This is a genomic window from Cupriavidus sp. USMAA2-4 (genome assembly GCF_001854305.1).
GTDB lineage: Bacteria > Pseudomonadota > Gammaproteobacteria > Burkholderiales > Burkholderiaceae > Cupriavidus > Cupriavidus malaysiensis.
The window spans coordinates 1-13,386 of sequence record NZ_CP017749.1; the positions used below are offsets into that span (position 1 = coordinate 1).

Sequence of the window (13,386 nt, forward strand, 5' to 3'; positions counted from 1 at the left end):
ATGGATGCCACCGGCTGCCGGCGCGCGCGAGCGCCGGGTGGTCACAAAGCGATACCTGCTGCGTGCGCGGCATGGTTCATTCCCCGGTCGGACCCTTGCGGGCCCGTTATCAAATGCCAGTGGGGAAACCCCACGCGGCGGTTATGTGGCGCATCCCCTCAGCCGTGGAAGAATTGAGCTCTCTCACCTTCTCAACTGCCCACAACAGGGGGATGCATGGACTTCTCACTTCTCAGCGGTGCCGCGACAGCAATCACCATCGCGAAGGACGTCGGCCGGGCCGCCATTGGGATCCGGGACGCCAACCAGCTCGCGGCGGTCATCAGTCAGATGAACGAACAGCTGCTCAAGGCCCAAGATGCTCTCTTCTCGCACAACGCCCAGCTTCTCGCCCTCCAACAGGATCACTTCGAGGCCTGCCAGAAGCTGCGAGAACTGGAGAAAACCTTGCTCGATCGCCGTCGCTATGCGCTTTTCGAGATCACTCAAGGCTCCTTCGTCTACCGGGCGGACGCTCAGCCAGTACCGGGCGAGGCCGGAGAACCATCGGTCACGGAGCCCGTGCACTATGTCTGCCAGCGTGTTTCGATGGGCCTCAAAAGTCGAAGGTCGTCTTGCGATACCAGCCCACAAGCGCATACGTCGCAGTTCCCTATTGGATCTGCCCGGCATGCGATGCGAAGATTTATGTCCGCTGAGACCGACTTATCCGCGCGCCGGAGCCCCTGAATCGGATCAAGCAATTCGGCCTCCTTCTTCGCTGATTGCGGCCCGCCCAGCGGGCGAGCTTGGGATTCGGCCCGGCTCGACGCCGGCTTTCCGCCGATCAGCTGCCTCCCAGAACGCCGCGATTGCACTGGCCTCGACCTTGACCTTGATCGGCTTCGCGCTGATCAGAATCCCGGCTGAGCACCCGCGAGGCTCATACAGCCGGCTTCCGTCAGCCCTGCTCACTGGTGCTGGGCGGCGCGCCGCGACGAACTTCCTTCGGCCGGCGCCCAGCGTCCAATTGGGGGATATATTGCTGTTCATGCCTCACCCCTTCGGCCACGGAAGCCAGTCGATCACCCACACCGCCGCCCAGAAGTGAGGATCACGACGAACGCACCGAGCTGGCCGGCGATGAGCCTCGAGACGAGCGGGAAGCGACGCCGAAACGCTCGGATTCGGTCAGGCAATCCGGTCCCTTCTCGCCGATTGCGACTCGCCAGCTGGCGAGCTCGGACCTTGGCCCACCAGATGGTCGCGGTGACAGCGCCCTTCTTCATCAGCGGCCTCGCTGTGGGCTTCGTGGGCGGTGGCGCGGGGCTTGCCCGGCTTTCGCGCGACCTTTGGCGGTCGCGTTCTGCCAGCTCGAGCCGCGCCCAATCGACGGCCCTCGGAAACCGGGCGCGCAGGAACATCACCACGGGCGGGAATGTGGTTGCTCGTCTGCCACTGCGAAATCCGGCCCTTACTGAGACCGGTCTCGGCGGTGACAGCCTGCGGCCCACTAGGGCCTGGATGAGTTCGCGTGCGTTCATGCCACGAAGTATAGAACCCTAAACCACGCGCATCAAGCCTCTAAACCAACATTCGTTTAGATTTCTAAAATGACCTTGAGCGAGCGAATACAGACGATCCTGGACGAAACCGGCGCCGAAGCAGTTGCGCTGGCGAAGGCGGCCGGCGTCACGAAGGGCGCGGTCAGCCAATGGCTGAGCGGGCAGATCAAGTCCATCAAGCTGGAGTACGCCGTCGGCATCCAGAGGCCTACGGATACAACGCGTCTGGATCGTCATGGACAAGGGGCCCAAGAAGGCCGCCATCCAGCACAACGATGACGGAACCCATTCCGATCCCAGCAAGCTCCATCAGGAAAATTCCGGTAGTGGCGATGGCACAACTCGGCGACAACGGGCACTTCTGCGACATGGAGTACCCGGTCGGCCACGGCGACGGGTACCTGCAATTCTTCAGCTCGGACCCGGATGCCTACGGCTACGCTGCGTGGGCGACTCGATGGAGCCGCGGATCAAGGACGGTGAATTCGTCGTGGCTGCCCCCAACCACGCGGTCACGAACGGCGATGAGGTCTTGGTCAAGTCCAAGGACGGCCGCGTGATGATCAAGATCCTGGGCTTCGCGCGGGGACGGCTACACCAGCTTCCTGTCGGTCAACCAGAAGCACGAATCGTGAAGATTCCGAACGGCGACATCGAGAAGCTCGACTTCATCGAGGCCATCGTCAAGGCATCGGCCTGGGTGCCGGATTGAACCACCGATCGGAAGGGTAGTGATGGCCCGAGGTCGATCTATAGGCTTATGGGCTAAATGACACAGGGGAGATCAATAACATGCCGATGAGAAGCTGGCCTCTATCGCCGTAGCTCTTGCCGCGGCCGCCGCGCTGGCGGCTGCGGGAAAAGCAATGAGCAGAGCCAAGCCCCCAAGACGACCGCAGTGCAGCAGCCGGTAGTCGCCGAAGCGCCCCGCCTCCCCCGCCACCGGCCAGACCAACCCACAATTACTCGATGGAAGAGGACGGCGAATACGGCTACGAGCTGCTGTCAGCGAGGATACGGCGCTCCTGGGAGAACCGCAAAACTCCCTCCTGATGGTTCGCTATCTCGGGGAGAAGGATGGAACGCATAGCGTTTCAATCACAGACCGGCGCGGTAACCAACGTCTTCTCGTGCAAGGCTCCTTGCGAGTTCATCAAGGCCAGGTCAAGCTGCGCGGCCAGGTCGTGAAGACAGAGACTATGCGCCAATCCCGGGACCGCCGTCATTTCCGCAGTGATGGCCGACGCCATGAATGGTGAGCTCAAGCCGTACAAGCCTGCCAAGAATTGAGGTTGCCGGGGCCTATCGCCATCGCTGCAGGCAGCACGAGCATCTGGCGCGACCTGTTGATGGAGCGATGCCTAGCGGCAGAACTGAAATTGCGTGGCCAACGTGACGAACGTCAACCACGACGGCCAATACCTGCCAAAATGTCAGAATAGGACAACACAAGATGCATGAGACCGCACATCGGTCGGTGCAGACCGGCCCGGGAGAGGGCGCATGGACACGCGAGAAAGACTCAGCTTCCGAATTGATAGCTTTACCCCAGAGACACTCCCGATGTCGCGCCTCGCGGAGTACCTCGCGCAGCTTGCGCAGCTCTATGGAAGTGAGGAGCGCGTGCACTTCGAAAAGCTCAAGAAGGGCAGCGCAATCGTTCAGGTGGCTATCGAGGAACCCGCCTTCCCCAAGGTCTACCAGCGCCTTCAGAGCGTGAAGACTGGCGATCCGGACCCTGATGCTCAGAAGGCCTTCAAGGCCATCGACCGGCTGCTTCGACAAGACAACGCCGTTGGCACGCTCTCGCGCCCGAATGCCGGCGGGAAGATCCTTGAATTCCCGGGCAGGAAACTCCCAGTAGCTGAGACGCATACCATTCAGCAACCGACGACGATCGATGGGACCGTCATTAAGATTGGTGGGCGTGACGAGACCATTCCTGTGCTGCTTCAGGATCAAGAGGACGTACCTTCCGAGCCGAGATCCGCGGAAAGGCAAATGCGAAAGAACTCTCGCGTCACTACCTAGAATCCCCCTGAGATTCCATGGCCAAGGGAAATGGATACGTTATGCGAACGGAGAATGGGAGCTCGATATGCTCTACATTCAATCGTACGAAGAAATCGATGATGTGCCGCTCGATGTAGTGCTCGCCGAGCTTAGAGCGATCAAAGGCAATGGCTGGGCATCGAAGAAGGACCCGATAGAAGAATGGAAAAAATGCGAGGGGACTAAGTGATTATCTTCGATGCTAACATTCTAATTTCCGTATCTAGTCTTTCTGAAAACGACCCCGCGTACGAGAAGATCGCTGGGCTCATCCAAGATATTGTCAACGCTCGAACGGTCATAGGCGTACCATCGCCCGCCTGGGCAGAATTCCTCTGCGGTGCGGACGTGGCTACTAGCGACGTCGTCAACGCGCTCAAGAAGCGTGGATCTATCCGAATTCTCCCGTTCGATGAAGTTGCCGCCTTCGAAGCGTCGCTTATCTTCCGCGGTGCAATCGCCTCGGGCAAGAAAAAAGGCTCCTCCAAAGCGCCCTGGCAGGGCGTAAAGGTTGATCGACAGATTCTTGCTATTGCGCGCCAGCACAACGTGAAGACGATATACACGGACGACGAAGATATGGCCGGCGAAGCGGCAAGGCTAGGAATCGAGGCAATCGCCACTGCTGATCTTCCACTCAAGCCCAAGCAGACTGTGCTTGAGTTCGGCGATGAAGATTCACCTCAGGATGCGCCATAGTGCAGACTAATCGAGCCCGCCACCCGGCGGGTTTTTGTTGCCTACCGCCGCCGCTTCGCTGCCGCAATCACCCGCTCATTCAGCCCCACGCGGTAGAGCGTAGCCCCTACCTGCTCTAGCGCCGCCCTCTCCTTCCCCTCGATCGCGTCATCGGCCAGCAGCGCCGCCAGCAAAGCGATCGCGTCATCCACGTCCAGATCCTGGTCGTCGTCGAGCGCAAGCTCTTCGAACCTGCGGATCACGTCGTCTGGGTCCATGCTCGTCCCCCTTTTCCCTCGCATCAAAGCAGTCTAGGCCAGCTGCGCCCACAAGATGCTCTCCGCGCTGCCCCCCCAAAGCTACACCCAACGGTAGAGGGGTCTAAACAAAAATTGGTTTAGCTTTCTTTACTTTCTTAGATTAGCGATCTAAACTCTGTTCCACGCCGCTCACATCCGCAGCGGCTCGCTGGAGACAGAGATGCCCAATGCCGTTCCCACCGCCGCCGCGTACCAGCACGCCTATGAGGCGCGCCAGCGCGCCGCCGGCCAGCCTGCGCCGGCTTTCCTCGCACCGGCCACCGCGCCGCGCCTTCCGCGCGCCGACGAGCAATCGGCCGTGGTCCTGACCGCCGGCGAGTGGTGGTCGGTCATCGGCGAGTTCACCACCCCCGGGCCCGGCCAGGCCCCCGCCTTCATCGCGGCCAGCATCCGCATGGTCAACGCCGACGGCAGCCAGGGCCCCGAGCTGGTCGACTTCTTCACGGCCATGTCGGTTGCCGAATTCGAGCGGCTGGCGATCGAGTTCCTGACGGAAGGGAGGGCTTGAGCCATGGCTAATGCCAAGTTCGGCCCCTGGGAGGCCTGCAGCAACCTGATCCGCGAGAAGCGCACGGCAGACAGCGGCGCCGGTTTTCTGGTCGCGGAAGTGCCCGCGAACACCGAAGGCGCCAGCGCGAAAGCCAAGCTGATGGCCGCCGCGCCGGAGTTGCTTGAGGCACTGGCCGATAGCGCAAATTCCCGCCTCCGTTACGACCCAGAGTTTTCGCGCGGCTACTACGCATCTAAGAACGGTCAGCCTCGCAATCTTCAGGCTGAAGGCAAGGATTGGCATGAGGGCTACGACGCCTTCTCGGCCATCGCCAAAGCCACCGGAGAGCGAGCATGAACGCCGCTATCCGCAAGGTCATCCACGCCGACGGCACCGAAGTGACGCTGGACGGCCCGCGCACGATCGAGCAGATCCGCCTGCGCATCGGCGCTGACGCGCTGGACGTGGTGCGCTTGCGCGACCGCGCGCACGTGATGATCGTCGACGACTTCGGCCACCCGAAGGGCCTGCCCGTCAACGAGAAGGCCACGCAGTTGTACTGGGAGATCTGCCGCCCGGGCACCACGCACCAGATCCGCGGCACGGTCGTCATCGTCCCGGATTCCGACTTCGGGAGTGACCTGTGACCCCTCGCCACGACCCCGCGAAGATCGCGCGCAATAACCGCCGGCTGAACATGGTCACCGTCGCGGTGATCGTGGTGGTCGCCCTCGCCTACTTCTTCGCCACGAACGCGCCGGCCGCGCCGGTCCGTCCCGCCAAGCACGTGAGGACCGTATGAATCCCGACATCACCTGGGAGGCCTGGGTGCAGCTGCAGCGCGCCGCCGGCTTCCACGTTACCGGCCGCTGGCTTGCCAGCGGTGAGCCTGAGCTGATTCGCATCCACTGAGGGAACCACCATGGACATCGTCACCATCCGCGCCAGCTCGCTGGCAGAGTTATTCGACTGCCCGGCGCGCTTTGAAGCCAAGCACATCCTGGGCATGCGCATGCCGTCGAGCGGCGCATCGCACCTGGGCACCGCGGTGCACGCCGGCACGGCCGCCTTCGATCAGGCCGTGCTGGACGGCGCGCCCATCACCGCGGACGACGCGGCCGCCGCCGTGGTGGATTCGATCCACGACAAGGATGCCGAGGTCGACTGGGAGGACAGCGACCCGGCCACCGCCGAGCGCATTGCACTGGCCCTGCACACCCGCTACTGCGTCGAGATCGCGCCGCGCCAGCACTACATCGGCGTCGAGGTGAAATGCGAGCGCCTGGAGATCCCCGAGCTGGGCCTCGCGCTGACCGGCACCACCGACCGCGTGCGCACCACCGAGGCCGGCGCCGGCATCAGCGACCTCAAGACGGGCGGCCGCGCCGTCGGCACCGATGGCGTGGCGGTCACCGCCGGCCACGGGCCGCAGTTGGGCGTCTATGAGCTGCTGGCCGAGCACGCGATGGGCATCCCCATCAGCGCACCGGCGCAGATCGTCGGCATGAACACCGGCAAGACGGCCGCCGGCCAGCGCGTGGGCACCGGCGAGATCGAATCGCCGCGCACCGCGCTGCTGGGCACCGAGGACCAGCCGGGCCTGCTGCAGCATGCCTCGCGCCTGATCCAGTCCGGCGCCTTCTACGGCAATGGCAAGTCCTTCCTGTGCTCGGCGAAGTACTGCCCGCGCCACGCCACCTGCCCCTACAAGTCCTGATCACCCGCTTCCAGACCGAGACCACCGCTATGTCCGCCGCAACCGCCACCCTCGAACAAATGCGCGCGCCTGCCGTGCGCGAGCCCGCTCCCGTGATCACCATGGGCTTCGCCACCTCGCAGTCCTTCGAGCTGATGCAGCGCGCCGCCAACCTGCTCGCCTCGTCCACCCTCGTGCCCGCCGCCTACCGGAAAGTGATTGAGAAGCTGGACAAGTACGGCAACGTGAAGGAATCGCGCGAGAACCCGAACGCCCTGGCCAATGCCGTCGTCGCGCTCAACATGGCGCAACGCATGGGCGCCGACCCGCTGATGGTGATGCAGAACCTCTACATCGTCGAGGGCCGCCCGTCCTGGTCGTCGCAGTGGATCATCGCTGCGGTAAATGGTTGCGGCCGCTTCTCGCCGCTGCGCTTCGACATCAAGGCGCTGGGCAAGAAGACCGTCGAGCGCACCGAGACGGTGTGGGAGAACGGCAACCGCAGCATGGTCACCAAGAAGGTCGACATCATCGACAAGGTGTGCGTCGCCTGGGCGATCGAGCGGGAAACGCAAGAGCGCCTGGAATCGCCGCCGGTGACCATCGAGATGGCCGTCAAGGAAGGCTGGTACACGAAGACTGGCAGCAAGTGGCAGACCATGGACGAGGTCATGCTGCGCTACCGCACGGCCAGCTTCTTCGGCAAGCTCTACGCCCCCGAGTTGCTGATGGGCCTCCAGTCGGTCGAGGAAGCCCAGGAAATCATCGACCTGAACCCGGACGGCTCGTACACGGTGCCCGCCGCCTCGGTCAACGAGCTGCGCGGCGCGGCGCGCCAGGCCGCCGCCCAGCCGGCACAGCGCGCGGAGGTGGTCGAGGCCCAAGACGACGCACCGGCCACCACCACTGCCGCCGAAGAGCAAGAACCGGCCAGCGCCGCCGAGTCCGGCCAGCAAGACGACCTGCTGCCGCCCGACGAAGGCGACCCGGGCACGACCACCGACGCCGCCGGCGCCCGTACCTTCCAGGAAGTGAACCGCGAGCTGCTGGGCGCGAAGTCCGTCGAGGATCTCGACTACGCCCGCAGCCTGATCCGCGACGTGGCCGACGAGAAGGAAAAGGCCGCGCTCAACCAAGTGGCCGCGCGCCGCATGCGCGAGCTGGCCCCGCCGGCGGACGCCGAGCCGGCCGCTGCAGCCCAGACGACGCGGCGCTCGCGCACCCCGGTGAACGCCGACTAAACACCCAGCGAAAGCGACTGCCCGCGCGGACGGCTGTAGCGCGGGAGGAAGACCAGCGCCGCGCCGCCGAATGCTGAGGCGCGGCCCGCGAGACAACCGAGACAGGACAGAAAGATGAGCCACTTCGCAGTGATGGTGATCGGCGAGAACGTCGAACAGCAGTTGCAGCCCTTCCACGAGTTCGAATGCACCGGCACGAACGACCAGTTCGTGCAGAACGTCGACATCACAGCCAACGTACAGAGCGCCATCGACGAAGGCGAAACGCTCGAGGGTGCCCTGGACTACTACGGCCTCGGCGAGCGCACGATCGAAGACGAAAGCCAAGCTGAAACCCAAGGCGATCAGGCCTCCCACATGTACGGCTACGCCGTCGTCAAGGACGGGAAGCTCATCAAGGCCGTCGACCGCACCAACCCCAACAAGAAATGGGACTGGTGGACGATCGGCGGTCGCTGGTCGGGCTTCCTGAAATTGAAGGCCGGGCGCGCGGGCCTGCTGGGCAAGCGCGGCGCGCTTGGTTCGTGCGCTGACGACGGCCCGGGCCGCGCGGACGTGGTGCGCAAAGGCGACATCGACTTCGACGGCATGCGCGACGCAGCTGGGCAGAAGGCGGCTGATCGGTGGGCTACAGCTGCCGCCGCGAGCAACGGCGAGACGTGGCTCACCTGGGACCATGTGCGCGACGTCCTGCACGCCGGCGACATCGCGGCCGCGCGCGACGCTTACAACGCGCAGGAGGTGATGAAGGCCGTCGCCAAGGCACTCGGCAATCCGTGGGATGGCGTCGACGAGTACCTGACGCCGCGCGACCAATACATCCAGCAGGCCCGTGACGGCGCCACCGTGCTGTACGCCGTGCTCAAGGACGGCGAGTGGATCGCCAGGGGCGACATGGGCTGGTTCGGCTTCTCCAACGACCACGCGAGCGAGAGCGACTGGAACCGCAAGGTCAACGAGCTGCTGGACGGCCTGCCGGACGACACCACGATCACCGTCGTCGACTGCCACATCTAGCCGCCCCAAACACAACGAGCCAGCACAGGCCCTAGTCGGGCCTGCACACCGCACCCGAGACAGGACACCGAAATGAGCCACTCCCCCGAAATGCGCGAGACCCTGAACATGACCGCCACCACGCTCGGCAAGGATCTGCTGAGCGCCCTGGTGCTCGAACTGAAGATGCTGCCGGACACGTGGGCGAAGCTGTCGCAGAAGAAGCAGGACGACATCCTCGACCGCCTGCGCAGCCGCGTCGACGCCTCGGTGAAGATGGCCGCGCACCTGATCGCCGCCAACGGCCGCACGGTGGTCCAGGGCGACCTGGACAAGATCACCATCAAGGATGGCGCCCAGGTGCTGATCAAGTTCGGCAAGTCGGTCAGCGCGCTGCATGAGCTGGCCGAGGCCCAGGGGCAGGCCGTCCTGCTCGTGCTGAGCGGCGACGGCTCGCAGTACACCGGCGGCATGGATGAAGTACGCGGCGAGTCCGACCAGCGCGGCCTGGACCTGGGCAAGGAATACACCGACCAGGACGGCGACGGCATGCCGGACGCCGCCGCAGGCGCAGATGACAACGTAGTCGACGCCGAATGGCGGCCTATTGGCATCGAGCATCAGCCGCTGCAGGAAGAGTTGGATGCCGCCCAGAAGCAGGGCTACGAAGCCGCGCGGGAAGGCAAGGCTGAGAGCGACTGCCCGACGATGGCCGGCCCGCTGTGCATCGCCTGGGTCAAGGGCTGGAAGGCCTGGCACGACGAGCAGTCCGGCGGCACCGAAGACCCGCTCTACGCCGAGGTCGAAGCCCTGGTGGTCGAGTCGCAGGAGGTCTCCATCACCATGGTGCAGCGCCGCTTCAAGGTCGGCTACAACCGCGCGGCACGCCTGATCGAGCAGCTGGAAGCCAACGGCGTCGTCAGCGCCATGGATGACGAAGGCAAGCGCAAGGTGCTCAAGAGCACCGAGGAACAGGAAGGGTGAGCCGATCATGCAGATCACCGCCATCCACATCCGCAACTTCCTGGGCATCCAGGCCGCCGACATCATCCCGGCCACGCCGGTCTCGCTGATCTGCGGCCAGAACGGCGCCGGCAAGTCCAGCATCCAGGAAGCCGTCCGCCTGGCGCTGGCCGGCGAAAGCGTGCGCGTTGGCCTGAAGAAGGACTACGGCCAGCTGCTCCACGACGGCGCCGAGACGGGCTCGATCGTCGTCTCGGTCGGCCCCCAGGCCAACAGCGTGCCCCTGCCCTCCGGCAAGGCCAAGAACGGGCTCCCCGACGATCCGCGCCTGGCCTACGTGCTGGACGCCCAGCGCTTCGCCAGCCTGGACGAGAAGGCGCGCCGCGCGTTCCTCTTCGACCTGATGGGCCTGAAGCTGGGGACCGACCTGGTGCGCGAGCGCCTGGCCGCCCGCGGCTGCGACGCCAAGAAGATCGAGGCGGTCCTGCCGCTGGTGCGCGCCGGCTTCGACGCGGCCGCCAAGGAAGCGCAGACCAAGGCCACAGCCGCCAAGGGCGCCTGGCGCGCGCTGACGAACGAGAACTACGGCGCCGTGAAGGCGGCCGACTGGACCGCGCCGGTCCCCGCCGGCGGCCCGGCGCCCCAGGATGCCGCCGCTGCGATCGCCGAGCTCGAAGCAGAGATCGCGGAGGCTACCGGCGACGCCGGCGATCTGCAGCGCCAGCTGGGCCAGATGGACGCTGCCGAGCAGCAGCGCCGGCAGCGCGCCGAGAAGATCGCCGGGCTGGTGGCCAAGGCCGACCAGTTGCCGAAGGCCGAAGAATCCGTCGCGCGCGCCCTGGCTGAGCGCGATGCCTTCCTGCCCAAGGTGGAAGCGCTGCGCGCCGCCGCCGGCGGCAAGCAGGCCGGCGTGTCGTGCACCTGCCCGGAGTGCGGCGCCCTGCTGCAATACCTGGCCGGCCAGCTGGCGCAGCGCGCGCCCGCCCAGGCCGACCCGGACGCCGCCGGCCGGCTGCCCGAGTACGAGCGCAGCCTGACCGTGCTGGAGAACGCCCTAAAGAGCCGCACCGCTGAGCGCGACGCCGCCGCGGCGGCCGCGAACCAGGCCGAGCTGCTGCGCAAGGACGCCGCGGCGGACGCCGGCGATGACCCCGAGCTACGCGGGAAGATCGAGGGCGAGCTGAAGACCCTGCAGGACGCCATCAAGGGCGTCGGCGAAGAACTGACCGCCGCGCGCGCGGCGCAGCGCGCCGCCGGCGAGGCCGCCGAACTGACCCGCAAGGCCGGCCAGCACCACGCCGACGTGGTTGCCTGGGACGCCCTGGCCGAGGCCCTGGGCCCCAGCGGCATCCCGGCCGACCTGCTGGCCGAGGCCCTGGGCCCCATCAACGAGCAGTTGGCGGCCGCGGCGAACCTGTCCGAGTGGTTCCGCGTCGGCATCGAGCGCGACATGACCATCACCGCCGGCGACGGCCGGCCCTATGCCCTGCTGTCCGAATCCGAGCAGTGGCGCGCGGACGCCATGATCGCCTACGCCATCGGCAAGCTCACCGGTCTGCGCCTGCTGGTGCTCGACCGCGCGGACGTGCTGATCGGCGCCGAGCGCGACCGGCTGTTCTGGTGGCTGGCCGACCTGGCCGATGCCGGCGAGATCGACACGGCGCTGGTGTTCATGAGCCTCAAGAGCATGCCGACGGGGCTGCCCGAGGGGATCACCCCCTTCTGGGTCCAGGACCACCAGGTCGGCACCGTGCGGGAGGCGGCGTGATGGTCACCACCACCACCATGATCCAGCGCCTGGAAGGGCTGCTCGGCACCGACGACCTGAACACCTCGGAACAGAGCTTCGTGCGCTCGCTGGCGACGCGCATGCACGCTGGCGAGGTGACGAAGCTCAGCGGCGACCAGGTCGAGAAGCTGGACGAGCTCCACGGGAGGCATTTCGCATGAGCACCCAACCACAACGCCGCATCCTCCGTATGCCCGAAGTCCGCCAGATGGTCGGACTGGGCAAGACAGCCATCTACGACCGCATCAAGGCGCACACCTTCCCCGGGCCCATCAAGATGGGCCGCGCCAGCGGCTGGGTCGAGGAAGAGGTCCAGCAGTGGCTGGATGAGCAGATCCTGGCCACGCGCGGGGGCCACTGATGCAGCTCCCCCGCCACTTCACCCGCACCAACGTGCTGGCGCACCTGCGCGAGAACGCCGGCAAGCGCTACACGCCCACCCAGATCGGCCACCTGTTCAATCGGCCGACCGACCAGGCGCGCGAGATGTTGACCGAGCTGTTCGAGGCTGGCCAGGTCCGCCGCATGGTCGACGGCAAGACGCGGATGTTCTTCATCCCGGCGCCGGAAGAGCTGCGCGAGCGGCCGACGCGCATCGTGGGCACCGGCGAGCTGCGCGGCTGGGAAGCCAGCCTGCGACGCTTCTCGGACCTCTGCATGCTGGCGCGAGGCTGACCATGGACCAGACCCTGATCAACGACCTGCACCAGCGCGTGGCCACCGCCGAGCGCCAGCGTGACGAAGCACAGCAGCTGCTCGCCATCGGCCGCGAGTCGGCGGTCCTCACCGCGGCGCGCGTGCTCGAGCTGGAACGGCTGGCGGCAGCGATCAACCGGGCCGCGGCGAAGAGCCCCTTCCAGGCGCTCAGCCGCTGGGTGAACTTCGGGCCCGAGGCCGATCTTCTGAAACGGATGCGAGACGCAGCATGACCACCACCAAGACCAAGTACGAAAAGCTCGACGCCCTGATCATCGCCGCCATCGTTGGCAGCCCGATCGACTTCAACTCGATCTACCAGCGGAACGTCAAGAAGGAATGCGAGCGCATCGCGGACGAAGACAACAAGGCGCGCGGCCTCCCGAAGTGGCGCGACATTCATGGCTGGCGCATTCTGGACCGCCGCCTGCAGGCCCTGCGCAAGGCCGGAAAGATCCGCCACACCGGCAAGGGCTGGGTGCGCGAGGGAGATGCAGCATGATCTTTCGCCGTTACTTCTTCTCCGGCAAATCCGACAGCTCAAATGCGATCGCTTGGCTTGCCGTAGCGGGCAGCAGAGTTCGCTGCGTCTCGGAATCGGCCGCAGTGCAGCGCATTTTTGCGACCGCTGCTGCTGCTGCGCCGTCGAGCCTTGCATCGCCGGATGATTCTTCGATGATGACCGAGTCCACCTCCCCTGAGGTGCCGATCATCATCCGTACCACCGCGCGCCCTTGCACCCGGTCAGCCCTGGCGCCCGACGGGTACACCGGCTTCGGCGGCGTACAACGAATCTGCCCGATTGGGCGCGGATCGCGCTGCTGCGCTGCGCACCCTACTGCCACGCTCGCGAGTGCTAGCCCGACCCAGATCCGGCTGATCAACATTGCTGCCCCTTCTTTTTATAGAGGGGCGAAGGCT

22 protein-coding genes are annotated in these 13,386 nt (G+C 65.5%); 19 read left to right on the top strand and 3 right to left on the bottom strand.

What is annotated here, in order from left to right:
* Positions 1 to 225: 225 nt before the first annotated feature.
* Positions 226 to 489, bottom strand: a complete 264-nt coding sequence (locus tag BKK79_RS20210) for a hypothetical protein (protein ID WP_157128485.1) — start codon at positions 487 to 489, stop codon at positions 226 to 228.
* Positions 490 to 1,592: 1,103 nt separating this feature from the next.
* On the opposite strand from BKK79_RS20210, the gene BKK79_RS39155 reads away from it, so the two are divergent.
* The 5 genes from BKK79_RS39155 to BKK79_RS20225 all read left to right on the top strand — a co-directional run bounded on the left by BKK79_RS39155 (position 1,593) and on the right by BKK79_RS20225 (position 4,295).
* Positions 1,593 to 1,823, top strand: a complete 231-nt coding sequence (locus BKK79_RS39155) for a hypothetical protein (protein WP_198173379.1) — start codon at positions 1,593 to 1,595, stop codon at positions 1,821 to 1,823.
* Between the two features lie 166 nt (positions 1,824 to 1,989).
* Positions 1,990 to 2,256, top strand: coding sequence for a helix-turn-helix transcriptional regulator (locus tag BKK79_RS20215; RefSeq protein ID WP_198173380.1), 267 nt, complete (start codon positions 1,990 to 1,992; stop codon positions 2,254 to 2,256).
* A 791-nt stretch (positions 2,257 to 3,047) separates the two neighbouring features.
* Positions 3,048 to 3,575, top strand: a complete 528-nt coding sequence (locus tag BKK79_RS20220; protein WP_232346411.1) for a hypothetical protein — start codon at positions 3,048 to 3,050, stop codon at positions 3,573 to 3,575.
* Between the two features lie 67 nt (positions 3,576 to 3,642).
* Positions 3,643 to 3,786, top strand: coding sequence for a hypothetical protein (locus BKK79_RS41575; protein ID WP_232346412.1), 144 nt, complete (start codon positions 3,643 to 3,645; stop codon positions 3,784 to 3,786).
* Entirely contained in the window at positions 3,783 to 4,295 is a 513-nt protein-coding gene (locus tag BKK79_RS20225; protein WP_084084957.1) for a type II toxin-antitoxin system VapC family toxin, read from the top strand. The genes BKK79_RS41575 and BKK79_RS20225 overlap by 4 nt, the downstream gene beginning before the upstream one ends.
* 41 nt (positions 4,296 to 4,336) lie before the next feature.
* Here the strand turns inward: BKK79_RS20225 and BKK79_RS20230 are convergent, their stop codons facing one another.
* A complete protein-coding gene (locus tag BKK79_RS20230; protein WP_071038584.1) occupies positions 4,337 to 4,552 on the bottom strand; it encodes a hypothetical protein in 216 nt (71 codons plus the stop codon).
* Positions 4,553 to 4,754: 202 nt separating this feature from the next.
* Here BKK79_RS20230 and BKK79_RS20235 point away from each other — a divergent pair, with 202 nt between their 5' ends.
* The 14 genes from BKK79_RS20235 (at position 4,755) to BKK79_RS20295 (ending at position 12,967) form a co-directional block, all read left to right on the top strand.
* Positions 4,755 to 5,102, top strand: a complete 348-nt coding sequence (locus BKK79_RS20235) for a hypothetical protein (RefSeq protein WP_071038585.1) — start codon at positions 4,755 to 4,757, stop codon at positions 5,100 to 5,102.
* Positions 5,103 to 5,105: 3 nt separating this feature from the next.
* Positions 5,106 to 5,441, top strand: a complete 336-nt coding sequence (locus BKK79_RS20240; protein WP_071038586.1) for a hypothetical protein — start codon at positions 5,106 to 5,108, stop codon at positions 5,439 to 5,441.
* The gene (locus tag BKK79_RS20245; RefSeq protein WP_071038587.1) at positions 5,438 to 5,731 is read left to right on the top strand and encodes a hypothetical protein; all 294 of its coding nucleotides are present in this window, start codon (positions 5,438 to 5,440) and stop codon (positions 5,729 to 5,731) included. Before BKK79_RS20240 ends, BKK79_RS20245 begins: the two co-directional genes overlap by 4 nt.
* Positions 5,728 to 5,886: a hypothetical protein gene (locus BKK79_RS40465; RefSeq protein ID WP_157128486.1), complete on the top strand. Its 159-nt coding sequence runs from the start codon at positions 5,728 to 5,730 to the stop codon at positions 5,884 to 5,886. Before BKK79_RS20245 ends, BKK79_RS40465 begins: the two co-directional genes overlap by 4 nt.
* Positions 5,887 to 6,006: 120 nt before the next feature.
* Positions 6,007 to 6,801 (top strand): RecB family exonuclease, encoded by a 795-nt coding sequence (locus BKK79_RS20250; RefSeq protein ID WP_071038588.1) that lies wholly within the window; start codon positions 6,007 to 6,009, stop codon positions 6,799 to 6,801.
* Positions 6,802 to 6,830: 29 nt separating this feature from the next.
* A complete protein-coding gene (locus BKK79_RS20255) occupies positions 6,831 to 8,021 on the top strand; it encodes a hypothetical protein (protein ID WP_071040255.1) in 1,191 nt (396 codons plus the stop codon).
* Positions 8,022 to 8,135: 114 nt separating this feature from the next.
* A complete protein-coding gene (locus BKK79_RS20260; RefSeq protein ID WP_071038589.1) occupies positions 8,136 to 9,038 on the top strand; it encodes a hypothetical protein in 903 nt (300 codons plus the stop codon).
* A gap of 72 nt (positions 9,039 to 9,110) precedes the next feature.
* Positions 9,111 to 10,001 carry a DNA translocase FtsK gene (locus BKK79_RS42060; protein WP_157128487.1) on the top strand — a complete coding sequence of 297 codons (891 nt, stop codon included), beginning with the start codon at positions 9,111 to 9,113 and terminating at the stop codon, positions 9,999 to 10,001.
* Positions 10,002 to 10,008: 7 nt separating this feature from the next.
* Positions 10,009 to 11,748, top strand: coding sequence for an AAA family ATPase (locus BKK79_RS20270; protein WP_071038591.1), 1,740 nt, complete (start codon positions 10,009 to 10,011; stop codon positions 11,746 to 11,748).
* Positions 11,748 to 11,930: a hypothetical protein gene (locus BKK79_RS20275; RefSeq protein ID WP_071038592.1), complete on the top strand. Its 183-nt coding sequence runs from the start codon at positions 11,748 to 11,750 to the stop codon at positions 11,928 to 11,930. The genes BKK79_RS20270 and BKK79_RS20275 overlap by 1 nt, the downstream gene beginning before the upstream one ends.
* Positions 11,927 to 12,130, top strand: a complete 204-nt coding sequence (locus BKK79_RS20280; RefSeq protein WP_071038593.1) for a helix-turn-helix transcriptional regulator — start codon at positions 11,927 to 11,929, stop codon at positions 12,128 to 12,130. Before BKK79_RS20275 ends, BKK79_RS20280 begins: the two co-directional genes overlap by 4 nt.
* Positions 12,130 to 12,444 carry a hypothetical protein gene (locus BKK79_RS20285; protein ID WP_071038594.1) on the top strand — a complete coding sequence of 105 codons (315 nt, stop codon included), beginning with the start codon at positions 12,130 to 12,132 and terminating at the stop codon, positions 12,442 to 12,444. The genes BKK79_RS20280 and BKK79_RS20285 overlap by 1 nt, the downstream gene beginning before the upstream one ends.
* Before the next feature lie 2 nt (positions 12,445 to 12,446).
* On the top strand, positions 12,447 to 12,698 hold the full coding sequence (locus BKK79_RS20290; RefSeq protein WP_071038595.1) for a hypothetical protein: 252 nt from the start codon (positions 12,447 to 12,449) through the stop codon (positions 12,696 to 12,698).
* Positions 12,695 to 12,967: a hypothetical protein gene (locus BKK79_RS20295; protein ID WP_071038596.1), complete on the top strand. Its 273-nt coding sequence runs from the start codon at positions 12,695 to 12,697 to the stop codon at positions 12,965 to 12,967. The genes BKK79_RS20290 and BKK79_RS20295 overlap by 4 nt, the downstream gene beginning before the upstream one ends.
* 10 nt (positions 12,968 to 12,977) lie before the next feature.
* On the opposite strand, the gene BKK79_RS20300 is transcribed toward BKK79_RS20295, so the two are convergent.
* Complete coding sequence (locus tag BKK79_RS20300) at positions 12,978 to 13,352, bottom strand: TonB family protein (protein WP_071038597.1); 375 nt, start codon at positions 13,350 to 13,352, stop codon at positions 12,978 to 12,980.
* Between the last annotated feature and the right edge of the window lie 34 nt (positions 13,353 to 13,386).